Source organism: Vibrio algicola (genome assembly GCF_009601765.2).
Lineage (GTDB): Bacteria > Pseudomonadota > Gammaproteobacteria > Enterobacterales > Vibrionaceae > Vibrio > Vibrio algicola.
Genome location: NZ_CP045699.1, coordinates 2,010,748 through 2,034,902, shown reverse-complemented (window position 1 = coordinate 2,034,902; position 24,155 = coordinate 2,010,748). Strand labels below are relative to the sequence as shown.

The 24,155-nt window shown below is 42.9% G+C and carries 17 protein-coding genes and 1 other annotated feature; of the genes, 8 read left to right on the top strand and 9 right to left on the bottom strand.

The features are described 5' to 3' along the window. Window positions 1-63: 63 nt before the first annotated feature. On the top strand, window positions 64-1,251 hold the full coding sequence (gene tyrS, locus GFB47_RS09270; RefSeq protein ID WP_153447729.1) for a tyrosine--tRNA ligase: 1,188 nt from the start codon (window positions 64-66) through the stop codon (window positions 1,249-1,251). 197 nt (window positions 1,252-1,448) lie between these two features. Here the strand turns inward: tyrS and GFB47_RS09265 are convergent, their stop codons facing one another. From GFB47_RS09265 to gltB, 6 genes are all read right to left on the bottom strand, one after another. Continuing rightward, the gene (locus GFB47_RS09265; RefSeq protein WP_153447728.1) at window positions 1,449-2,069 is read right to left on the bottom strand and encodes a TRIC cation channel family protein; all 621 of its coding nucleotides are present in this window, start codon (window positions 2,067-2,069) and stop codon (window positions 1,449-1,451) included. A 59-nt stretch (window positions 2,070-2,128) separates the two neighbouring features. Beyond that, window positions 2,129-3,016 carry a vitamin B12 ABC transporter substrate-binding protein BtuF gene (gene btuF / locus GFB47_RS09260; protein ID WP_153447727.1) on the bottom strand — a complete coding sequence of 296 codons (888 nt, stop codon included), beginning with the start codon at window positions 3,014-3,016 and terminating at the stop codon, window positions 2,129-2,131. 202 nt (window positions 3,017-3,218) lie between these two features. Then, window positions 3,219-3,917, bottom strand: a complete 699-nt coding sequence (gene mtnN / locus GFB47_RS09255) for a 5'-methylthioadenosine/S-adenosylhomocysteine nucleosidase (RefSeq protein WP_153447726.1) — start codon at window positions 3,915-3,917, stop codon at window positions 3,219-3,221. A 61-nt stretch (window positions 3,918-3,978) separates the two neighbouring features. Next, window positions 3,979-4,359 (bottom strand): DUF1499 domain-containing protein, encoded by a 381-nt coding sequence (locus tag GFB47_RS09250; protein WP_225874263.1) that lies wholly within the window; start codon window positions 4,357-4,359, stop codon window positions 3,979-3,981. A gap of 229 nt (window positions 4,360-4,588) precedes the next feature. After that, window positions 4,589-6,058, bottom strand: a complete 1,470-nt coding sequence (locus tag GFB47_RS09245) for a glutamate synthase subunit beta (RefSeq protein ID WP_153447724.1) — start codon at window positions 6,056-6,058, stop codon at window positions 4,589-4,591. Between the two features lies 1 nt (window position 6,059). Next, the gene (gene gltB, locus GFB47_RS09240) at window positions 6,060-10,601 is read right to left on the bottom strand and encodes a glutamate synthase large subunit (RefSeq protein WP_153447723.1); all 4,542 of its coding nucleotides are present in this window, start codon (window positions 10,599-10,601) and stop codon (window positions 6,060-6,062) included. Window positions 10,602-11,317: 716 nt separating this feature from the next. On the opposite strand from gltB, the gene GFB47_RS09235 reads away from it, so the two are divergent. Both GFB47_RS09235 and arcB read left to right on the top strand, forming a co-directional pair. Next, complete coding sequence (locus tag GFB47_RS09235; protein ID WP_153447722.1) at window positions 11,318-12,730, top strand: sensor domain-containing diguanylate cyclase; 1,413 nt, start codon at window positions 11,318-11,320, stop codon at window positions 12,728-12,730. Beyond that, window positions 12,717-15,110 carry an aerobic respiration two-component sensor histidine kinase ArcB gene (arcB, locus tag GFB47_RS09230; RefSeq protein ID WP_153447721.1) on the top strand — a complete coding sequence of 798 codons (2,394 nt, stop codon included), beginning with the start codon at window positions 12,717-12,719 and terminating at the stop codon, window positions 15,108-15,110. Before GFB47_RS09235 ends, arcB begins: the two co-directional genes overlap by 14 nt. A 225-nt stretch (window positions 15,111-15,335) precedes the next feature. Here arcB and arcA read toward each other — a convergent pair whose 3' ends face one another. Next, the gene (gene arcA, locus GFB47_RS09225; RefSeq protein WP_153447720.1) at window positions 15,336-16,052 is read right to left on the bottom strand and encodes a two-component system response regulator ArcA; all 717 of its coding nucleotides are present in this window, start codon (window positions 16,050-16,052) and stop codon (window positions 15,336-15,338) included. Window positions 16,053-16,663: 611 nt separating this feature from the next. After that, window positions 16,664-16,780, top strand: a sequence feature (Thr leader region). Between the two features lie 34 nt (window positions 16,781-16,814). Between arcA and thrA the strand changes: the two genes are divergently transcribed. From thrA to thrC, 3 genes are read left to right on the top strand one after another with little or no spacing between them, the layout of a single operon-like run. Further along, entirely contained in the window at window positions 16,815-19,274 is a 2,460-nt protein-coding gene (gene thrA, locus GFB47_RS09220; RefSeq protein ID WP_153447719.1) for a bifunctional aspartate kinase/homoserine dehydrogenase I, read from the top strand. A 2-nt stretch (window positions 19,275-19,276) separates the two neighbouring features. Further along, on the top strand, window positions 19,277-20,248 hold the full coding sequence (gene thrB, locus GFB47_RS09215) for a homoserine kinase (protein ID WP_153447718.1): 972 nt from the start codon (window positions 19,277-19,279) through the stop codon (window positions 20,246-20,248). Beyond that, window positions 20,245-21,534 carry a threonine synthase gene (thrC, locus tag GFB47_RS09210; protein ID WP_153447717.1) on the top strand — a complete coding sequence of 430 codons (1,290 nt, stop codon included), beginning with the start codon at window positions 20,245-20,247 and terminating at the stop codon, window positions 21,532-21,534. The genes thrB and thrC overlap by 4 nt, the downstream gene beginning before the upstream one ends. A 222-nt stretch (window positions 21,535-21,756) precedes the next feature. On the opposite strand, the gene grcA is transcribed toward thrC, so the two are convergent. Then, window positions 21,757-22,134 carry an autonomous glycyl radical cofactor GrcA gene (gene grcA / locus GFB47_RS09205; protein ID WP_153447716.1) on the bottom strand — a complete coding sequence of 126 codons (378 nt, stop codon included), beginning with the start codon at window positions 22,132-22,134 and terminating at the stop codon, window positions 21,757-21,759. Between the two features lie 352 nt (window positions 22,135-22,486). Between grcA and ung the strand changes: the two genes are divergently transcribed. Together ung and GFB47_RS09195 are read left to right on the top strand one after the other, a co-directional pair. Further along, window positions 22,487-23,155 (top strand): uracil-DNA glycosylase, encoded by a 669-nt coding sequence (gene ung / locus GFB47_RS09200; RefSeq protein ID WP_153447715.1) that lies wholly within the window; start codon window positions 22,487-22,489, stop codon window positions 23,153-23,155. 125 nt (window positions 23,156-23,280) lie between these two features. Further along, entirely contained in the window at window positions 23,281-23,808 is a 528-nt protein-coding gene (locus GFB47_RS09195) for a hemerythrin domain-containing protein (protein ID WP_153447714.1), read from the top strand. Window positions 23,809-23,913: 105 nt separating this feature from the next. On the opposite strand, the gene GFB47_RS09190 is transcribed toward GFB47_RS09195, so the two are convergent. Further along, the gene (locus GFB47_RS09190; RefSeq protein ID WP_153447713.1) at window positions 23,914-24,099 is read right to left on the bottom strand and encodes a DUF3545 family protein; all 186 of its coding nucleotides are present in this window, start codon (window positions 24,097-24,099) and stop codon (window positions 23,914-23,916) included. Window positions 24,100-24,155: the final 56 nt, after the last annotated feature.

The window sequence follows — 24,155 nt, the reverse complement described above, 5'->3', positions numbered from 1 at the left end:
AGGGCGCTATTGAGTATCATGTCTTGATACACTTTTTATGCCTAATTTTCGGAGTAAATCTAAATGGCGAGTATTGAAGCAGCACTGGCTGAGATTAAGCGCGGTGTCGAAGAATTGATCCCTGAAGCTGAATTGATTGAGAAATTAAAACTTAACCGCCCTTTACGTATTAAATTAGGCGCCGATCCAACCGCACCTGATATCCATTTAGGTCATACGGTTATCCTTAACAAATTACGCGCATTCCAAGAATTGGGTCATGATGTGACGTTTTTGATTGGTGACTTTACCGGTATGGTTGGCGATCCAAGTGGCAAAAATACCACTCGTCCACCCCTGACGCGTGAAGATGTGCTGGCCAATGCGGAAACGTACAAGCAACAAGTGTTTAAAATTCTTGATCCAGCCAAAACCAAAATTCAATTTAATTCTGAATGGCTAAATGAATTAGGCGCAGCCGGTATGATCCGTTTAGCATCGAACCAAACCGTGGCTCGCATGCTTGAGCGTGATGACTTTAAAAAGCGTTATGCTGGCAATCAACCTATTGCTATCCACGAATTTATGTATCCTTTATTGCAAGGCTACGATTCAGTTGCGATGGAAACCGATGTGGAACTAGGCGGGGCGGATCAAAAATTCAACTTGCTAATGGGCCGTGAATTGCAAAAAGCGCACGGACAAAAACCTCAAGTTGTACTAATGATGCCTTTGCTGGTGGGTTTAGACGGTGAGAAGAAAATGTCTAAATCTTCTCATAACTACATTGGTGTTAGTGAAGCGCCAAGTGAGATGTTTGGTAAGATCATGTCGATCTCTGATGTGTTGATGTGGAGCTACTACGAGTTGCTTTCATTCCGTCCATTAGACGAAATCGCCCAATTTAAAGCTGATGTTGAAGCGGGTAAAAACCCACGCGATGTTAAGATTCTTTTAGCCAAAGAAATCATTGCACGTTTCCATACTCAAGCCGACGCTGATGCCGCTGAGCAAGAATTCATTAACCGTTTCCAAAAAGGTGCGATGCCTGACGAAATGCCAGAATTTGAATTTGAAGCCGGTATTGCCATTGCCAACTTATTAAAAGAAGCGAGCCTAGTGGGTTCTACTTCAGATGCAATGCGTATGATCCGTCAAGGCGCAGCAAAATTAGATGGTAATAAGATTGAAGATACTAAGCTGGTACCGGAAGTTGGTACGGCGGTATACCAAGTGGGTAAGCGTAAGTTTGCCCGTATTACGATTAAGTAATTGAATAAGTTAACGAGCGACTAAATTCTAGCGACTCGTTATGCTTGTTATCAATAAAAGCGAGATTCCCTGTCTATTCGCCTAGGCTCACGCATGGAATGACGAACTTTTTGCTCGTCATCCCAGAAATGAGGCACGAATTATCTGGGATCTCGCTTTTTGCTTTATTTAATTATGTTAGAGACTTGAGCCTATCACTAACCTTTTAGCTGAAAAGTCGGCAACGATAAATGCCAACGAATGGCCGCTAAACGAATGCTTAGTGTTACCACCACGCCAAGTAAAAAGGCTGGTGAACTATCAATGCCAAAATACAGCGCACTGGTATGAACAATACCGCCGGCAATACAGGCCACCGCATAGATCTCGCTACGCAATACCATTGGAATTTCACGTGCTAAAATATCGCGAATGATCCCACCACCACAACCGGTTAATACCCCCATTAAAACCGCGATCATCATTGAATCTTGCAAGCGTAATGACTTCTCCACCCCAATGCCGACAAACACCGCCAGACCAATGGCGTCACAAACGGGAAGTATATACCAAGGCAGTTTTGTTGGGCGTCTTACCAAAATGAGAGTGGTTAAACAGGTAAGTAAGATAACCCACAAGTAATTATTATCAATGATCCAAAAAATCGGTGTCGCACCCAGCATCATATCGCGGATCGAACCACCACCAATGGCGGTTACTGCTGCTAATACCACCACTCCAAAAGGGTCCATTTTTAATCGTCCAGCGAGTAATACGCCGGAAATGGCAAAAATGGCGGTGCCAAATAAATCGAAAAAATAAAGTAAAGATATATCCATGGTAATAAGGTCTGCGATTGGGTTAACAATATTGCGGCAGATTCTACTGTGGTTCGGCCTTAATGCAAAACCTTATTCGAGTGGCGAGCTTGATCAAAATCATCACACACTTGCTTAATTGCTTTCAAGCTACGCATAGTAGGGCGATTTAACCAATCGGGGTTTAATGTCCAAATAAACTGATGCTTAACGGCGGGGATTTGCGGCCAGTCTTGCCACAATTTGGTCGTAATGTTTTGTTGATTAGAGGTGAAAATAACCTGTGGTTTGGCATTGATCACTTGTTCACGACCCACTTGAGGATAGGGGGCGGAACTGTTGGCAAAGATATTGTGACCATGGCAAATATCAAAAATAGCGCTCGGCCAGTAAGGATCGGACATGGTGATGATCGTTGAGTCACCCATTTGGAAGAAGTAATTTACTCGCGCTTTATTTTTGTTTTCGGTTCTAATTGCGGTGAGTTGCTGGCGAAAAAGCTGCGCCTGTTGCTGGCCAATAGTGGGATCAGGTGCCCATCGGCTGAGATCTTCTAAGCTATCGGCAATATCATCAAGGGTATTGATGGAGGAGTAGTAAACCGGAATACCAAATTGTTTGAGTTTTTCAACTTCGCGTGGGCTAGAGTTTTTCGACCAAGCGATGACTAAATCAGGCTTAAGCGCAATAATACGCTCTAATTTAATGCCTTGATAATTAGATACTCTTTCCAGTTTTAATGCTTGAGGAGGGTAATCGCTGCTTTCACTGACACCAACTAAGCTATCGCCTAAACCGGCAGAAAATGCCAACTCGGTGGCATGAGGGGTTAGCGTGATCACTCTTTTCGCTACTGGGTGTGCAGGCGTATTAGCGATACTGCTATTTGCCGTACTGCTATTTGCGATACAGCTTGCTGAGATCAATAGCAGAATAAGAAAGAGGTAAAAAGAGCGTAGTGCCGACATGTCAGGATCCATTGCGTGTCAGTGATGAAATTTCTGTAAAAGCCTTTTTCACGAACAATATTGCCGCATCAGCTATCAATATTGAGCATAGAGAAAGTGTTAAAGACTATAGGTGGTCTTTTTCAAGCACCCATAGATGGGGCCGCGTCTTTTCGATATGTTCAAATTGATAGCTTAGCTTATCGCGTGAATAGGATAAATATTAAGCTTTAATAAGCGTCAACATTGCCATCACCATCGCCGAAGAACTCTTGGCCGCTAATGGTAAAAATTCATCAAAGCTCATTGGTGATTCTTTATCGGCTACATCTGAGATTGCACGCACGACCACAAATGGCTTGGCAAATTGATGACAGGTTTGAGCAATCGCTGCCGCTTCCATTTCAACCGCAACCGCAGTTGGGAAGTGTTGACGAATAAAGGCTTGTTTTTCAGGGGTACAGACAAATACATCACCAGTACAAATAAGACCGCGAACTGCGTAAGTATCGTTCATGGTTGCCAGTGCTTGTTCGGTCAGTTGGATCAGTTTTTCATCGGCAATAAAAGCGGCAGGTTGTTGCGCCATTTGACCAATTTCATAACCAAAAGCGGTAACATCAGCATCGTGATGACGAACTTCAGACGAAATCACCACATCACCAAGATTTAAGCTTGAATCAAAACCACCAGCAGAACCGGTATTAATCACCACATCCGGTTGGAAGCATTCAATTAGTAGCGCAGTACCAACACTGGCTGCCACTTTACCTATTCCTGATTGCAGCAACACAACATCGACACCATTGATGCTACCGGTGTAAAAAGTACAGCCACCTTTGGTTTGTGATTCGCTATTGCTTAATGCGTCTTTTAGGATCGCAACTTCTTGTTCCATTGCGCCAATAATGCCAACTTTCATAATGTTCTCTGCTTCAATCTAGGTCAATAATGGCGCGATTGTATCATATTAAATGCGAGGGTTAAGGCTGGATAAGATTTTGTTCGAGTAACTTGGTGCGCAGTTTTTGTAGGCGCTCACGATTGACGCCAAAATCTGAATGGCCGACACGAGACTTAGAGCGAATGTGTAAATGGATACCCTCTTTAACGATCTCTACATCATCGGTAAAGCGCAACACTAAACTGGTAAAAGTTAAATGCAGATAATCATCGTTTTTTTCTATCGTTTCAGTGCGAGGAAAGCTTAATGCCACCGTTTCGATTTGGCTTAGACTAATATCGCTGGAAGTCAAAACAAACGGCGCAACTTGATAATCTTTGCGCGTTTCTTGAGTGGATACACAGTTGGGTTTTGAACTGCATAGCATTGGCGCATGAGGTGATGTTTGATTAGATTCCATACTTTTACTCTGGCTGCTGCAACTGGTTAATAGTATAACCATAGCGAATGAGATGAATTTTTGCATATAAACCCTAAGAAAATAGTGATGTTAATCGAATTATTTATATCTAAAAATCTAACCAATATGGATTGATAGTATTAGACTAAATTTACCTTTTAAAGCGTAAAAATAAAGCCCTACACAGTGAACTATGTAGGGCTTAAAGCGTGACTCAGATTCAATGAGCTTATGCAGATTTCATTAATGAATCGGCGCGAGCTTCAAGGTTTGAACTGCCCATTAAGTAACTGTCGATAGCGCGAGAACACTCACGACCTTCGTTGATACAACGCACCACTAAAGATTGTCCAGTACGCATATCACCGGCAGCAAACACACCTTTTTGGTTGGTTTGATAATCTTGGCTGGCCACATTACCGCGATCATCCAATTTAATATCAAGCTGTGCTAGTACGCCTGTTGGTTCTGGGTGTAGAAAGCCCATTGCCAAGAAAGCTTTGGTACATGGGATCACTCGCTCAGAGCCTGCTACTTCATCAAAGCCTGGGCGCTCACCGGGTTTCGCATCTTGCCATACGATATCGGCGATACGTAAACCGGTCACATTACCTTGCTCATCACCAATAAACTCTTTGGTCAGAATATTCCAATGACGCTCACAACCTTCTTCATGTGAAGAGGTGGTTTTCATGATCATTGGATATTGTGGCCAAGGTTGGTTAGCTGGGCGCTCACCTGGTGGAATTGGCATGATCTCAACTTGCGTAATGCTGGTTGCACCATGACGGTTGGAAGTCCCCACACAGTCAGAGCCCGTATCACCACCACCAATCACCACCACATGAGCATCTTTGGCGTGAATTTCTTCCGTTTTAAGATCCATATTATTGGCACGGCGGTTATTTTGGCCAAGGAATTCCATGGCAAAATGCACCCCTTTAAACTCACGTCCAGGGATCGGAAGATCACGCGGAACGGTTGAGCCACCTGTGAGCAAGAGCACATCAAAATCTTGACGCAGTTGCTGAGCGTTAATATCGACACCGATATGCGCATTGACTTCAAACTTAACCCCAGCTTCACGCATCAAATCGATTTTACGATCGATAACGTCCATGCTGAGTTTGAAGTCAGGAATACCAAAGCGCAGTAGGCCGCCGATTTTCTCGTCACGTTCATAAACGGTAACCGAGTGACCCGCCGCATTTAATTGCTCAGCTGCCGCCAGTCCTGCAGGGCCAGAGCCGACAATCGCAATGGTTTTTCCGGTACGTGAACGTGGTTTACGCGGCTTGGCATAGCCTTCTTGGTAAGCGCGCTCAACGATGTTTTTCTCGATATTACAAATCGTGATTGGATCTTGGTTAATCCCAAGCACACAAGCGGTTTCACAAGGTGCAGGGCAGACGCGACCGGTAAACTCCGGGAAGTTATTGGTGCTGCTTAAGATATTCCATGCTTCTTCCCAACTATCACGATAAACCGCATCGTTAAATTCAGGAATGATATTGCCGATAGGGCAACCGCTATGACAAAACGGCACCCCACAATCCATACAACGAGACGCTTGAGTGTTAATTTTTTCACCAAACTCTTGGTCGAGTACGAATTCTTTATTGTCTTGTATACGAACACTCGGATCGACCTTTTTAGGTAGTTCACGACCGTGCTCTAAAAATCCAGTAGGCTTACCCATTTTATACTGCCTCCAACTGTTCCGTGTTTTTAACCGCTGCCTTACGTTTTAACATGACCGCTTTATAATCGCGTGGCATTACTTTCACCATCTGCGCTAAATTGGCGTCAAAATCATTAAGGAAACCTTCTGCTACACTACTTCCGGTGTAGTCAACATGCTTGGTGAGCATATCGCGTAGCAAGGCTTTATCTTCTGCTTCTAGTGGATCCAGATCGACCAGTTCAGCGTTGAGTTTGGTTTCGAAATCACCATCTTTGTCCCAAACATAAGCGACACCGCCACTCATGCCGGCAGCAAAGTTACGTCCGGTAGAACCGAGGATAATGGCACTTCCGCCGGTCATGTATTCACAACCGTGGTCACCAATGCCTTCAACTACCACATGCGCGCCAGAGTTACGAACACAGAAGCGCTCGCCAGCCATGCCGCGAATGAAAGATTGACCAGAGGTGGCGCCGTAGAAACATACGTTACCGACCACAATATTATCTTGTGCTACTATGGTCGATTTTGTATCTGGGTAGAGTACGATAGTACCGCCAGATAAGCCTTTACCCCAGTAATCGTTGGCATCGCCTTCGACTTCAAACTTGACGCCTTTAGCTAAGAATGCGCCAAAAGATTGACCAGCAGAGCCTTTGAACTTAACGTTCATAGGTTGTGGTAAGCCCTGATCTTTATACACTTTCGATATTTCATTCGATAGCATAGTACCAGTACTACGGTCGGTGTTAATGATAGGGAACTCAGCCTCTACCGCTTCACCTTTAGTTAAAGCCGGTTGCGCCGCTTCAATTAACTTGCGATCAAGCACCGCTTCAAGGCCATGATTTTGTTGCTTCTGATTGTAAATACCATCTTCAGCACGCGGTTTCTCAATAAACAGAACAGGGCTTAAATCGAGATTTTTGTATTTCCAATGTTGGATATCATCACGCACTTTTAGCTTGTGAGATTGACCGACCATTTCTTGAATAGTGCGGAAACCAAGCTCAGCCATGATTTCTCGTAGACCTTCCGCCAAGTATTGGAAGAAAGTGACCACATCTTCTACACGGCCATCAAAGCGTTCACGCAATGATTTATTTTGAGTTGCGATACCAACAGGGCAGGTGTTTTTATGACACTTACGCATCATGATACAACCTTCAACGACGAGCGCTGCGGTTGCTACACCCCATTCTTCTGCGCCAAGTAATGTTGCCATGGCTAAATCGCGCGGCGTTTTCATTTGGCCGTCAGACTGAACCACGATGCGGTTACGCAAGCCGTTTTTCAGTAGAGTTTGGTGGGTTTCGGCTAGGCCTAGCTCCCACGGCAAACCGGTATGACGAATAGAAGACATTGGTGATGCGCCTGTACCGCCATCAAAACCGGCGATAAGTACCACATCTGCTTTGGCTTTTGCAACGCCTGAGGCAATGGTCCCGACACCTGCTTCCGACACTAACTTAACGTTAACGCGGCTATCACGGTTGGCATTTTTCAAATCATAAATCAGCTGGGCTAAATCTTCGATTGAATAAATATCGTGATGCGGTGGCGGTGAAATTAGACCAACACCTGGGGTGGAGTGACGGGTTGCACCAATCCAATCATCGACTTTGTCACCTGGCAATTGACCACCTTCACCCGGTTTCGCGCCTTGTGCCATTTTGATCTGTAGCTCGGCTGCGTTGGTGAGGTAGTAAGAGGTGACACCGAAACGACCCGAAGCCACTTGTTTAATTGCCGAGCGCTCCCAATCGCCGTTGTCTTTTTTCTCAAAACGAATAGGGTCTTCACCACCTTCGCCTGAGTTAGATTTTGCGCCAATACGGTTCATCGCAACCGCAAGAGTTGAGTGTGCTTCGTACGAAATCGAACCAAAGCTCATTGCGCCAGTGGCAAAGCGTTTTAAGATGCTTTCAATCGGTTCTACTTCCGCTAAAGGAATCGAACCGGCTGGGTTTTTAATGAAATCTAATTGGCTGCGTAGTGTCGCTGCATTATCACCTTGGTCGTCAACGGTTTTCGTGTATTGCTTAAACTGACTGTAATCTTTATTACGGGTTGATTGTTGCAATAAAGCAATGGTTTCAGGGTTAAACAAGTGTTTTTCACCACGTTGTTTCCACTGATAAACGCCGCCTACATCCAGCATTTGCAATGGCACTTCACGAGTCGGGTAACCAACACGGTGACGAACCAAAACTTCTCGTGCGATATCATCAATGGTTAAACCTTGAATGCGCGAGACAGTACCGGTGAAGTATTTATCTACCACAGATTTGTTGATACCAAGCGCTTCAAAGATTTGCGCGCCATGATAAGACTGTAGCGTTGAAATCCCCATCTTAGAGAAGATCTTCAATAGACCGGCGTTAATGCCTTTACGGTAGTTATTGAAAAGATCATCCGATGGCGTTTCAGGATCCAGCTTTTTCTTCTTCTGAAGATCAACAATGGTTTCCATTACTAGGTATGGGTTAACCGCATTAGCGCCATAACCAATTAAGGTCGCAAAGTGGTGAGTTTCACGTGCATCACCGGTTTCAACCACGATGTCACATTTAGCGCGTAGACCTTTGCGGATCAAGTGGTGATGAACTGCGCCCACTGCCAGCATGGCTGGAATCGCAGCATGGTTGGAGTTGGCCGCGCGGTCAGTCAGTAGAATGATAGAGTAACCATCGACCACAGCATCTTCAGCGTACTGAGAGATTCGTTTTAGTGCGCGCTCTAACTTGCCTTTTTCTTCGGTAGCACGGAAGACGATATCCAGTGTTTTTGCTTGTAAGTGCTCGTTATCAATCGCGCGTAATTTTTCCAATTCGGCATTGGATAATACTGGCGATTCTAACTCTACTTTTTGGCAATGCTCTGGCGTTTCGGTTAGCAGGTTATGATCACGACCTAAATAGGTATTGAGTGACATCACCATACGCTCACGGATCGGATCGATCGGTGGGTTAGTTACCTGAGCAAAAAGCTGTTTAAAGTAATGAGACAGATGTTGTGATTGATGCGATAAAATTGCCAGCGGCCAGTCAGCACCCATCGACATTAATGGCTCATAACCGGTTTCAGCCAACACTTGAATGATATCTTTCACTTCTTCAGAAGTAATACCAAACGCTTGTTGATGTTGCAGTAAACGTGCGGTTGACGGCTGATGGTGCATATTATCGGCTTCAGGTAAGCGTTTAAGGATTAACAGATTATCGTTGACCCATTGTTCATAAGGTTTTGAATTGGCAATGCCATCTTTCACTTCTTCATCAGAAATGATGCGGCCTTGCTCAAGGTCAGCGACAAAAATACGCCCTGGTTGTAAGCGGCCACGATATTCGATGTTCTCTGGGGCAATTTCAACTGCGCCAGATTCAGATGCCATAACCAAGAAGTCATCTTTGGTCACAGTATAGCGAGACGGACGTAGACCATTACGGTCTAATGTAGCACCGACTTGAACACCATCGGTGAAACAGACTGATGCCGGGCCATCCCATGGTTCCATAATATTGGCGTGGTACTGATAGAAAGCACGACGAGCTGGGTCCATGTTTTTGTTTTCTTGCCATGCTTCAGGGATCAGCATCATTAACGCATGTGGCAAAGTACGGCCAGAAAGAACCAGCAGTTCTAGTGCCATATCAAAGTTAGAGGAATCAGAACTGTTTTCTGAACAAATCGGCAATAGCATGTCGATTTCAGCTTGAGTGAATAGGTCGGATTCTAAAATAGCTTCGCGTGCTTTCATCCAGTTTAAGTTACCGCGCACGGTGTTAATCTCACCATTATGTGCAATATAACGGAATGGTTGCGCTAAGCGCCATCTTGGGAAAGTATTGGTAGAAAAGCGAGAGTGAACCAAAGCCAGTGCAGTGACCATGCTTGGGTTTTGTAAGTCTAAGAAATACTGAGGAACTTGATCTGTGGTTAATTGCCCTTTATAAACCAAAGTCTTGTAAGACATTGAGTTAATATAAAAATCATCACCAATATTAGAAACTGACTCTAAACATACTCGAACGGTGTAGTTACGCAGAACATAAAGTTTACGTTCCAGTTCTGCAGGAGTGGTACTCGGGCCACCTGAAATAAACACATGTTCAAATTGAGGTTCGGTGCTGAGGGGATCTTCACCGATCATGGAATTATCAACCGGCAATACACGGTAGCCAATAATTTCGAGATCAAGACGAGCCGCATTGCGCTCTAGAATATCGCGACACTGTTGACGCTTGTATTCATCTTTAGGAAATAGAACCACACCGACGCCATATTTTTCAAATGACGGTAGGCGAATGCCGAGCTTAACAGTTTCTTCTAATAAAAATTCATGCGGTTTTTGCAGTAAAATACCCGCGCCATCACCACTGCATGGGTCGCAGCCTTGACCTCCACGGTGTTCCATACGAGCCAACATATCGAGGGCTTGTGTGACCACGGCATGAGATTTTCGGTTTTTTAAGTGGGCAACAAAACCGATTCCACAGGCGTCATGCTCCAATTCCGGAGTGTACAATCCCTGTGTACTTTGCTCTCTACTTACCATAGATACATCCTTCCAAGTTAATGGCAGAACTAGGCTGGGCATCATGCCCCACAACTAGTACTACTTGTCCTTTATATATTTATAATCTTTTGCTGATCTCACTCAAACTTGGGAAATCAACCCGATTCCTTTCCATTATTCGCAGAAAAATATGTGCGAAAAAAATGATTCCATAGGTGTTTCGTTTGCTATTTTAGTAAATCGACAGGGATTTCTATTGCCAATATGGCGAAATCTAGCGATTTATATTTTCCTTTTAGCGTGATAATTATCACGAAAAAAGCAGTTTCGTATAAACATCCTACATTTTTGTACTATGTAATTCCAACGAAACTTTACTCGATAGATACATTTTTTTGACATTTGTTGAATATTAAATACTTAAAAGCGTGGATTAATGATTTTTTATGCCAATTAGTTGAATTTATATTGCCATTATTGGTTTGTTGATAACTTGCTTTTTTGTTATGTGATACGCATAAATTTAAGCGTTAATCTTTGTGTTTAGTCTCGATATGATGTGATCAAACACTTAGTTTTGATTGGTGGATTAAGAACAAGAGTTCTAGATATATGCCCACATTAGAAGGGAGTGAATATTGGCTTGCGAATATGTGAAGGTAGATAAGAATAAATACCTCTTTATGGTAGATTTCCTTGTATTATGTAGGTGGCAATTTTAATAAAGTATTTAATGTAATTTAAATGGGTGAAAAATGAATGAACTCGCCGCTGTCAATCATGCGCTACCTGTAAGCAATAATATAGCGCCCTCTTCGGAAGGATATATCAAAGATTATTTAGCTAAGTTTGCGCTAGATTCGATATCGGAACTGGTGTTTTTTAAAGATGCAAATGGTCAAGTATCAGGCACCAATCGAGCGTATGACCGTTTTTGGCTCGAGCGAGAAGCAGAAAGTTGTGCCAAATTAAGTTGGGATGATCAAACTTCGCGCGCCACTGTTAAACGTTGGACCACGTTACCAACCGGTGAAAGTTGTTTACTTGAAACCCATATTAGCGCTTTGATGGGAGATGCAGGGATACCTATTGGAACCATTGGCATTACTCACGATGTGACCGAGTGGTATAACACCGAACAATCTTTTCTTTATGAAATGGAACGTCGTCAAAATATGGAAATTGAACTTGCTCAGCGTGACACTATGTTGCAATCATTGATGAATGCTTCTCCAGATCCGATCGCTATCTTCAACCAAAATCGAGTTCATGAGGCATGTAATCAACCGTATGCCGACTCTTTAGGGATAGCCAATCCCGACATGCTGATCGGTCAGCGTTTAGAGAATTTATTGCCAATCGAATTAGTCGAACGTTTTAAACAGTCGGATTTGGAGGTTTTAAAAGAAGGGAAAACCATACGTTTTGTTGATACCACTGAAAATACAGCGGGAGAATTAAATTGGTATGACATCGTCAAAGCGCCGTATACCGATCCACTCTCTAATACCACTGGTTGTTTATTGATGGCGCGTGATATTACCGCTCGTATGCATGCAGAGCAACAACTTGCGCAAGCCAATGCGGAACTGGAGCAGTTAAGCTTTTTCGATGAGCTAACTAAAGTGGCTAACCGTCGTCGCTTTGAAGTGGAGTTAAAAGCGATTTGGGCATTGCACTTACGTCAAAGCAGTCCGTTTACCATTATTATCTGTGATATCGATTACTTTAAAAAATACAACCAATTATATGGTAGAGAGCAAGGCGATATCACCTTAACTAAAGTCGCTCAAGCACTAAAATCTGTACCATTACGTGGTGCGGATTTAGTCGCCCGTTATCTCGATGGCCAGTTTGTGTTCTTACTCCCCGAAACCAAAATGCCAGGCTGTTTACATATTGCTGACAAAATCCATCAAGTGATTGCGGATCTTAATATTGAGCATGCGAAATCACCGATTTCAGATAAATTAACCGTTAGTCTAGGTGTATCATCCTTGATCCCAAGGCGCAGTATGCTAGAAAGTGAATTTATCGCTCTGGCGGAAGATGCCCTAGCTCAAGCTAAAGAAAAAGGCCGGATGCAAACTCAAGTGCAATTACTCAATGATGATTACACCCCAACCATACATGCTTCACGTAGGGGAGGCGTCGATGAGTCCAATTAAAAACCTCGCTCAATATTATGTCGACTTATTGGTTAAGCTTGGTTTGGTTAAATTTTCCATGTTGTTGGCGGCGGCGCTAGTCTCATTTTCGGTATTGATCCAAGCTTGTGTCAGTTTGGTATTACGCGGTGATATTGAAAATGTGGTAATTATACGCTCAGTTTTTTTTGGCTTATTAGTGACACCATGGGCAGTGTATTTTATGACCGTGGTGGTGGAGCAATTAGAAGACTCTCGCCAACGGTTAAGCCAATTAGTTGAAAAGCTAAAACAGATGCGCGCACGCGATGTTGAGTTGCATTTAAAGCTCCAGCAAAATATTGAAGAGCTGAATCAACAAATAGAAGAGAGAGAAAAAGCCGAAGAAGCGCGTGAAGAAGCGATGCAAGATCTCGAAAACGAAGTGTTTGAACGGGAAAAAACCCAAGTAGAATTAGCGGAACGAACCGCGCTATTACGTTCATTTATCGATGCTTCTCCCGATTTAATTTACTACCGTAATACCCATGGTGAGTTTTCGGGCTGCAATAAAGCGTTTGAAGATTTAGTCGGTTTAACCTTGAATCAATTAGTCGGTTTATCTATTTATGATGTGTATTCCGATCAAACTACTCGCCAACAAGTTGAAGCCACCGATGCCAAAGTATTTGCCGACAATAAAGAGCTGACTTATGAGATCTGGCTTAGTTATCCCGATGGTAAAAAGGCTTGTTTTGAATTTCGTAAATTGCCATTTTACAGCAAAAGTGGCGAGTTATTAGGCTTGGTCGGCTTTGGACGTGATATTACTGAGCGTCAGCAATACCAAGATGCGTTAGTCAAAGCCAGCCAAGATAAAACCAAATTTATCTCCACCATTAGTCATGAGCTAAGAACTCCGCTAAATGGTATTGTAGGGTTAAGTCGTATTTTGTTAGATTCCAAGCTGGATACTGAGCAGCATCAATATATGCAAACCATTAATGTCAGTGCCATTACTTTAGGCCATATTTTTAATGATGTTATTGATTTAGATAAGTTAGATCGTAGTGAATTAGAACTGCTGCCGGTGGATACCGACTTTCCGAGTTTTATCACCGATATTGAAACTATTTCTCATCTTATGGCAGAGCAAAAAGGCTTGCGCTTTGATATGGAGCGCCTGACCTCACTGCCGAGCGGGGTCAGTATTGATGCCTCACGTCTGCGCCAAGTATTGTGGAACTTAGTCAGCAACGCGATGAAGTTCACTAAAGAAGGTGGGGTAACGGTTAATATTAGCGCCGACTATGATGAGCAATATGCCAATATTGAATTTGAAATTGAAGATACTGGCATTGGGATCCCAGAATCTGAAATTGACAGTATTTTTGGCATGTATTATCAAGTGAAATCGGGCAAAGATAACTTACACGCGGTCGGAACCGGTATTGGTTTAGCGGTGTCGCAAGAGATCATTCATCGCATGGATGGCGAGATCTCGGTATCGAGTGAACTGGGCTTTGGTAGTACCTTTAATGTCTCGATTCGTGTGCCTGTCGCTCAAGTGGCCGCGATGCCATCTAGCCATTATCAATCACAGTCGAGTTTGCGTATTTTTATGGTGGAAGACATCGAACTCAACGTGACCGTCGCCCGATCAGTGCTAGAAAACTTAGGTCATACAGTTGAAGTAGCAATGAGCGGAGAAGAGGCTCTACAACGCTTTAATCCAGAAAATTTTGATTTGGTATTATTGGATATTCAATTGCCGGATATGACCGGTTTTGATATTGCGCAAATCCTGCGTCAGCGTTATGCACACTTGCCGCCATTAGTGGCATTAACCGCTAATTCGATGACAGATAAAAGTGAATACTTAGCCAATGGTATGGATGATGCGATCAGCAAGCCATTATCCGTCAAAGCCATTTATCGAGTTATCGAAGACTGTATTGAACATCATCTGAAAGAGAATAAATCAGTGGCAACTAGCTTTGAAACTGAGCTCACTATATCTGACCCTGTGGACTCCATGATAGTAGCAGAAGCTCCGATTGTGGGTGACTTATCGTCTGAGTTGTTTGATATTGAAATGCTAGAATCTTATATCGAGATTGTTGGGGTCAAACCTATGCTGGAGGGCTTGGATATGTTTGCCCAAGCACTGCCTGAATACCTAGCCGATCTTGATGGTTATATCGAGCGTTGGGATAAGCATAATATGGAATCAGAAGCGCATAAAATCAAAGGCGCAGCAGGATCGGTTGGATTAAAACGCTTGCAGCAATTGGCTCAAAAAGCGCAATCTCCCGAACGAGAAGATTGGCAGCAAAGTGTGGTGTCGTGGATTGATGCAATCAAACAAAATTATCAAGCCGATATTGAACAACTGAAGCAGCATTTAGCTAAATCATACTAGGAAGGGGATTAGAGACTTATTCCGATGACAGTCACTACCGGTGATTTTCCAGTGACCTGATGATCGAGTTACTCTCATTAATATTAAATGAGTCTTGAATATAAAAAAACCTCGCATTGTAATAATGCGAGGTTTTTTATTTGAGGCGATAAATAAATCATTCTTAATATTGAATAAAGTTAAGCCGGTTATTAACGCTTAACTTAGCAATACAAGTTAATTTAGTTACTCTGCTAACTCACCACAAAAGCGGTAGCCTTCGCCGTGAATGGTCGCAATGATTTCTGGGGTATCTGCTACCGATTCAAAATGCTTGCGGATGCGACGAATTGTAACATCTACAGTACGATCATGTGGTTTAAGCTCACGACCGGTCATTTTCTTCAGTAAGTCTGCACGAGTTTGGATTTTGCCTGGGTTTTCACAAAAGTGAAGTAGGGCGCGAAACTCAGAGCGAGGTAACTTGTAGCTTTCACCTGCTGGGTTAACCAAAGAACGGCTATTAATATCGAGCGTCCAATCGTTAAATTCATATTTTTCGACACTGCGTTTTTCTTCTTGAGCTTCACCTTGATTCATTGAGCGTTGTAGCAAGTTACGCGCACGAATAGTCAGTTCACGAGGGTTAAACGGTTTAGTGATGTAATCATCAGCGCCGATCTCAAGACCAAGGATCTTGTCGACTTCATTGTCGCGACCGGTTAAGAACATAAGAGCAACGTTTGCTTGCTCTCGCAATTCACGAGCGAGTAATAAGCCATTTTTACCTGGTAAGTTAATGTCCATGATGACCAGGTTAATTTGATTATCCGTTAGGATTTGGTGCATGTTGTCACCATTGATGGCTTCAAAGACAGTATATCCTTCTGCTTCAAAAATAGTCTTGAGCGTATTGCGTGTGACTTGCTCATCTTCAACGATAAGAATTTGTGGGGTATGCATAGGAGTACCTAAATCGTGAATAATATAAGTAATTTTAGTTTAAAAAATAACATTTTGTTAGCTTGATTATGAGTTGGTTAAGTCATTGTTATATAAAGCAACCAATTATGAATTACCTTTAATATCAATACTTGTACCAAATAGACCAAACCAACATTCTATCATTTGGAATGTCGACTGATGAAAGAGAGTTTACAGTCTTAACAGGCTGCTAACAATATCCGATTGTTAACTAATATTAACTTTGTTGATTTGCATCAATGGAATCAAGCTAGACAAGGTAACTTAATACTGAATACAAGCAAGATAAGTGAATTTGAACGATGTTAAATAAGTAAAATTACCACATTTTACCACATTTTATTACATTTACTCATATCAACTTATTTAGATGAATTATGCAAAATTAATCACTAATTATTATTTATCATTAGGTTTTACCTGTGGGTTTTTAATGATTAATTAGCCAATTGTAATGTGTGTGTTTTTGGGGGGATTCGAGTTTAATGCTAATAAAATGAAGTTTTGATTGACTCATCGAGCTTAAATCGGTATTTCTAGTATCAGTTCTTAAGTTAAGTAGATTTTTTATATGTTTTCGACTAGCGCTATGATGATGACCAGCACCACCATTATTATTACCGACACTATAAATGTTGGAGCAGGCTGGTAAGCGAAAGTTTTCAAAAAAAGGCCTGTATCTCTCACCAGATACGGGCCTTTTTTATGCGAGATTAAAACTAAGGAATACCGGAGGAAGGGATGCGAGTATTAAAATTTGGCGGCTCATCATTGGCCGATGCGGATCGATTTTTACGAGCCGCGGACATTATTATTAATAATGCCCAACAGGAAGAAGTGGCAGTTGTATTGTCAGCTCCAGGAAAAACAACCAATAAGTTAGTTGCAGTCATTGAAGCGACATTAAAAAACGGTGAGGCTGAATTACAAATAGATGAGCTAGAGCAGTCATTTTATGATTTGTTTAAAGCGATTAAAGCGGAAATAGGCAACCTAGAAAATAAAAATTTCGATGCTCAAGTTAAAACCTCAATGTTGCAGCTGCGCCAGTATGTGCATGGTATTAGCTTACTTGGTATGTGCCCCAATCATGTTAACGCGCGAATCATCAGTAAAGGCGAAAGGATTTCGATCAAACTGATGCAAGCGGTTATTGAAGCTAAAGGTAAATCTGCCAGTCTTATTGATCCGGTGGCCTACTTATTGGCCAAAGGCGATCACCTTGAAGCTATGGTTGATGTTGATGCGTCAACGGTGAATTTCCAACATAACCCGTTACCTCAAGGTCATATCAATATTATGCCAGGCTTTACTGCTGGTAATGCTCAAGGTGAACTGGTTACCCTAGGGCGTAATGGCTCGGATTATTCTGCGGCAGTTCTTGCGGCTTGTTTGCGCGCCGATTATTGTGAAATATGGACCGATGTCGATGGCGTTTATAATTGCGATCCACGCTTAGTTGAAGATGCACGTTTATTGAAATCGCTGAGTTATCAAGAAGCGATGGAGCTGTCTTACTTTGGCGCTTCGGTACTGCATCCGAAAACCATTGCCCCTATCGCACAATTTCAAATTCCATGCTTAATCAAAAATAGCTTTAATCCTCAAGGCGCGGGTACTTTAATCGGTCAAGACACCGGTGAAGATAACTTAGCAATAAAAGGCATCACCACGTTAAGTAATCTAACCATGGTTAATGTGTCAGGTCCTGGCATGAAGGGCATGGTAGGCATGGCGAGCCGAGTATTTGGCGCGATGTCGATTTCGGGTGTGTCAATTGTCCTTATTACTCAATCGTCTTCTGAGTACAGCATCAGCTTTTGTATTGAAGCCGCCGATAAACTCAAAGCGGAGCAATCCTTACAGGCAGCCTTTGAGCTTGAGTTAAAAGATCATCTGCTGGATCCTATTGAATTTACCGATGATGTGGCAATTGTGACCTTAGTGGGTGACAAAATGCGCACCGCGCGTGGCGTGGCATCACAGTTCTTTGCCTCGTTAGCTGAAGTGAATGTCAATGTGGTGGCGATTGCGCAAGGCTCATCTGAGCGCGCGATTTCAGCGGTGATCCCAGAAGATCGCATCGCAGTGGCGGTGAAAGCGTGCCATGAAAATCTGTTTAATTCTAAGCATTTCTTAGATGTGTTTGTGGTCGGTCTTGGTGGTGTCGGCGGCGAACTTGTCGATCAATTCCAACGTCAACAAGCCAAACTAGCTGAAAAAGGTATTGTGATCCGAGTGTGTGGTCTGGCAAATTCAAAAGGTTTATTGCTAGATAGTGAAGGCTTGCCTCTTGATGATTGGCGTGAGCGTATGGGGCACGCGACGGAAGAGTTTAGTCTTGCTCGCATGATCGCATTAGTGCAACGTAATCATATTATCAACCCTGTGCTGGTGGACTGTACCTCAAGCGAATCTATTGCCAATCAATATATTGACTTTCTTGCCGCCGGTTTCCATGTGGTCACCCCGAATAAGAAAGCCAATACCGCTAGCATGAGTTACTACCATCAATTACGTGAAACTGCGCGCAGTACTCGTCGTAAACTCATGTATGAAACCACGGTTGGCGCAGGTCTTCCGGTGATTGAAAACTTGCAGAATTTGATTTCAGCCGGTGATGAGCTCGAGAAGTTTAATGGCATTTTATCCGGTTCGTTATCCTATATCTTCGGCAAGCTGGATGAGGGCATGACTTTAAGTCAAGCGACTAATATTGCTAATGATAATGGCTTTACTGAACCCGATCCACGGGATGATTTATCGGGAATGGATGTGGCGCGTAAACTGCTTATTCTTGCCCGTGAAGCTGGAATGGAACTTGAGTTAGACGATGTCATTGTTGAGCAAGCATTACCACCGGGATTTGATGATTCAGGCAGCATTGATGAATTTATGGCGCGTTTGCCACAAGCTGATGGTTACTTTATTGAGTTATCGGCCAAAGCGGCAGCCGAAGGCAAAGTATTGCGTTATGTTGGCAGCATTGATGGTGGTGTATGCCGAGTAAAAATGATCGCGGTTGACGATGATGACCCTATGTACAAAATTAAAGATGGTGAGAATGCGCTGGCTTTCTATAGCCGCTATTACCAACCGATCCCATTGGTGTTGCGAGGTTACGGCGCGGGTACTCAAGTGACCGCAGCGGGAGTGTTCTCGGATGTTATGCGCACCCTTGGCTGGAAATTAGGAGTCTGATCATGACATTAAAAAATGAAAGTGTAGTGGTGTATGCCCCCGCTTCAATTGGTAATGTGAGTGTCGGCTTTGATGTTTTGGGCGCGGCAGTGTCACCGATTGATGGCACCTTGTTAGGTGACCGCGTATTAGTTGAATCTGGCAACTCGCCTTTTGAGTTAAAAACCGCCGGTAGTTTTGTGAGTAAACTGCCCACCAATCCGAAAGAAAATATCGTTTATGATTGCTGGCGTGTGTTTGCGCGCGAGCTTGAGAAAAAAGGCATTGATTTGCAACCGTTAGCCATGACGCTTGAAAAAAACATGCCGATTGGTTCGGGGTTGGGATCAAGTGCTTGTTCGATTGTAGCGGCGCTTGATGCGTTAAACCGTTTCCATCACCAGCCTCTTAATGAGATGGAGTTACTGGCGTTAATGGGCGAAATGGAAGGCCAGATCTCAGGTGGTGTTCACTATGATAATGTGGCGCCATGCTATTTAGGCGGCTTACAATTGATGCTAGAAGAATTAGGCACTATTAGTCAGCAAGTACCGTGTTTTGATGACTGGTATTGGGTGATGGCGTATCCGGGGATTAAAGTTTCGACCGCTGAAGCGCGATCTATTTTACCGTCGCAATATCGCCGCCAAGATATTATTGCTCATGGTCGGCATTTGGGCGGTTTTATTCACGCTTGTCATTCGGCGCAACCTGAACTGGCTGCCAAACTTATCAAAGACGTGATCGCCGAACCGTATCGTGAGAAGCTATTACCAGGCTTTGCTAATGCGCGACAATATGCGATGTCGGCCGGTGCGTTAGCATGTGGCATTTCAGGTTCAGGGCCAACTATCTTTACCATTTGTTCGAAAAAAGATGTGGCAGAGCGTGTGGCTCACTGGTTAGAAGAAAATTACCTACAAAACCAAGAAGGTTTCGTGCATATTTGTCGCTTAGACAAGGATGGTTCGAGCGTAACAGGAAGTGAATTATGAAGCTGTACAATATCAAAGAAAATGATGAGCAAGTCTCTTTCGGCCAAGCGGTACGCCAAGGATTAGGTCGTAACCAAGGGTTGTTTTTTCCTGCCGATATCCCACAATTTGATGATATCGATGCGCTGCTAGCAGAAGATTTTATTTCGCGTAGCAGTAAGATTTTATCGGCATTAATTGGTGATGAGTTATCAAGTGAGCAAGTGGCTCAATTGGTGGATGCGGCATTCCAATTCCCAGCACCGATTAAATCGGTTAAAGATGGCGTCTATGCGTTGGAGCTATTCCATGGCCCGACGTTGGCGTTTAAAGATTTTGGTGGTCGTTTTATGGCGCAATCACTGGCTGCCGTCACTGCTGATAAAAATCAAAAAATCACGATTTTAACCGCCACATCGGGTGATACTGGCGCGGCGGTGGCGCATGCGTTTTATGGTATGGAAAACATTAATGTGGTGATCTTATATCCGAAAGGTAAGATCAGCCCACTGCAAGAAAAACTATTTTGTACGCTGGGCGGGAATATTCATACCGTGGCGATTGATGGCGATTTTGATGCCTGCCAAGCGTTAGTGAAACAAGCGTTTGATGATCAAGCGTTACGTGAAGAAATTGGTTTGAACTCGGCGAACTCAATTAACATTAGTCGCTTGATGGCACAGATCTGTTACTACTTTGAAGCCGCGTCTCAAATGAGCAAAGCGGAACGTGAAAACCTAGTGATTTCAGTGCCAAGTGGTAATTTTGGTAACTTAACGGCCGGCTTACTGGCGAAAGCATTAGGTTTACCGATTAAACGCTTTATCGCCGCCACCAATGCTAATGACACCGTACCGCGCTACCTTGAAACCGGTAAGTGGGATCCTAAACCAACCGTTGCCACCACCTCGAATGCGATGGATGTCAGTCAACCAAACAATTGGCCACGAATTGAAGAACTGTGCCGGATTAAAGGTTGGGGTTTAGATACCTTAGGTAAAGGGATGGTAACCGATCAACAAAGCGCTGAATCTGTGGTAGACCTTAATCAACTGGGCTACTTATGTGAACCGCACGGTGCGATCGCGTATCGAGTATTGACTGAACAACTTCAAGCAGGTGAAACTGGGTTGTTCTTATGTACCGCGCATCCGGCTAAGTTTAAAGAAGTGGTGGATGAGATTTTAGGCTCGGATATCGATGTGCCTGCGCCTTTAGCTAAACATGGTGCGATGGAATTACTCTCACAAGACCTGGCGGCAGACTTTGATTTACTTAAAGTGGTATTAAGAAGTGTGCAAGGGTAATAATAAGTCGCTCTTAACCAGTATGCTTTAAAAGCGGGACTGCCTATCTATTGACTATCTATTGCCTTAGCACAGGGGGTACAGGGCACAGATATGAACTTACGTTTTTTTGGCTTCTAAGCAGAAAAAAGACACAAAAAAGCTCAAGAGTGATCGCCACTTTTGAGCTTTTTATTTGCTTGCCAATCCGAATAACAAACAAGGTTATTCGGAAGCTGTCATTTACATAGTTTCTGTAAATGTACGTGCGATAACGTCACGTTGTTGCTCAGCAGTTAGAGAGTTGAAACGTACAGCGTAACCCGAAACACGGATAGTTAGCTGTGGGTAGTTCTCTGGGTGAGCAACGGCATCCTGTAGAGTTTCACGAGAAAGCACGTTTACGTTTAGGTGTTGACCACCTTCTACGCGTGGTGCAGTTTCGATTGCAACTTCACGGAATTCGATTTCCCCTAGTGCGTCAGTAGCAACAACTTGATCAGCTTCAAAGCCAGCGTCTGCAGCAACACAACGAGCTTCGTTTTTCTCGTTGTCTAAAAGCCAGATTGAATTTAATAATTCGTCATTTGCTGCTTTAGTAATTTGGATACCTTGGATCATGTCCATCTCCTTTGCCACACAATGTGGGATTAATATGTGCTCACTTTCTTATGGGAAAGCGTCGTTTGTCTCAATGTCGCTATTATATACGCAATAACCATAAAATTCATATTGATTTAAGTCAAAAAACTACCAATTTTATTTTCCATTATTGGTGGTTTTTGTTGCTGTAAATCAAGAAAACCTTAATAAACGTGGCTTTGTAACTTATTTTTAAGCTTTAAAATATATTTGATAGCTCATTTTGTCGTAATTTTACGACGATTTTAAATGAATTTTTTATGTCAGCAGAGGTAAGTTAGAGGTAAAATAAACCCAATACTGACAAATTTGAGTGACAAGAGGCAATGAGATGGATTGGGCAACAATAATCAAACAGCAGCAACAACTGCCATATTTTCAGCAATTGATGGCATTTGTTGAATCGCAACGTTCTGATCCTGAGATTGAGATCTTCCCTCCTCAAGAGCAGGTTTTTAGCGCATTTGATTACACGCCATTTGAGCAAGTGAAAATAGTGGTGCTAGGGCAAGATCCCTATCATGGACCGAATCAAGCTCATGGTTTGGCTTTTTCTGTATTGCCCAATGTGAAAGTGCCACCGTCGTTGGCCAATATTTATAAAGAACTTGCTTTGGATATTAAAGATTTCACCACGCCTTCGCATGGTTATTTGGAAAGCTGGGCTAAACAAGGGGTGTTATTGCTTAATACTGTGTTAACTGTGGAACAAGGCAAAGCACATTCTCATGCTAAATCAGGCTGGGAGACCTTTACCGATCACATTATTGATCAGATCAATCAGCATAAAACGGGTGTGATCTTTTTATTGTGGGGGGCTCATGCGCAAAAGAAAGGTGCGAAAATCGACAGTGACAAACACTTTGTACTCACTGCGCCACATCCTTCTCCTTTGTCTGCTCATCGTGGTTTCTTTGGCTGTGAGCATTTCTCGCGCAGTAATCAGCTATTAGAGCAGCAAGCAATGACCCCGATTGATTGGCTTTTGCCACCACTTTGATGATCATAGATTAAAATGACTGGTGATTTTTTTGTTCTCATTTTGTTGCTTTATTGATCGAGAATAAGAGGGACTATCGAAATCGCGCTATAATTAAAGCAGCGAAACTGCACAAGGAGACAGTTATGTTAGGCGAAATTATTAGTCGAGAACACAGCTATATGGTGCGATTGTTGGTGGTGTTAGATAAGCTTTTAGCCGATTTAAAGGCTGAAAAAAGTATTGATTATAATGTGATAGCAGAAGTAATCCATTATCTGCAACAGCATTCAGAACAAACTCATCACCCTAAAGAAGACATTATTTATCATTATTATTTAGAGCATTATGGCAATGATGAACAAATCGCCAATCTTGAACAAGCGCATCATGAGTTAGCGCAGGTGAGCCAAGAGTTTGCCGAACTGGTTGAAATGGTTAATCAAGATGCGGTGGTGCCACATGATGTTTTTTACCAAGCATTAGCCAATTTTATTCATCAACAAAAGAAACATCTTGATTTTGAAGAGCGAGAAATACTGCCGCAATTGAAGAAGATGTTTACTGACCAAGACTGGCAACAGGTTGAATCTCTATGGGGCGAAGCGGATAAAGATCCGCTATTTGGTGCTGATATCGAGCAAGATTATGCCAAATTAGTGGCGTTGATATAACCGTTAAAAATGGTGAACTCAAGATTGAAAATAGGCGCTATTAGCGCCTATTTTTGATGATAAACATGAAACGGTATAACCAAATTATTGATGTTTCAGTTATGGTTAAATTTGAATATCGTCGAGCTTGTACTCACCACTGTAATCCAATTCCATTAATTCCTTTTGGAGTTGTCTTCGGTCTAGAATCGCTTCAATTTCTCTCCATTTACGTTTGCCTGCTTTTACTCTGGTCGAGCGGTACTGATCCGTTTCCATATCCATGATGCTATCGAGTTGAAAACCTTCCATAATATGATCCCTCTCTACTATAGATTATCCAAGAATAGTGTGACTCAAGAATAAAT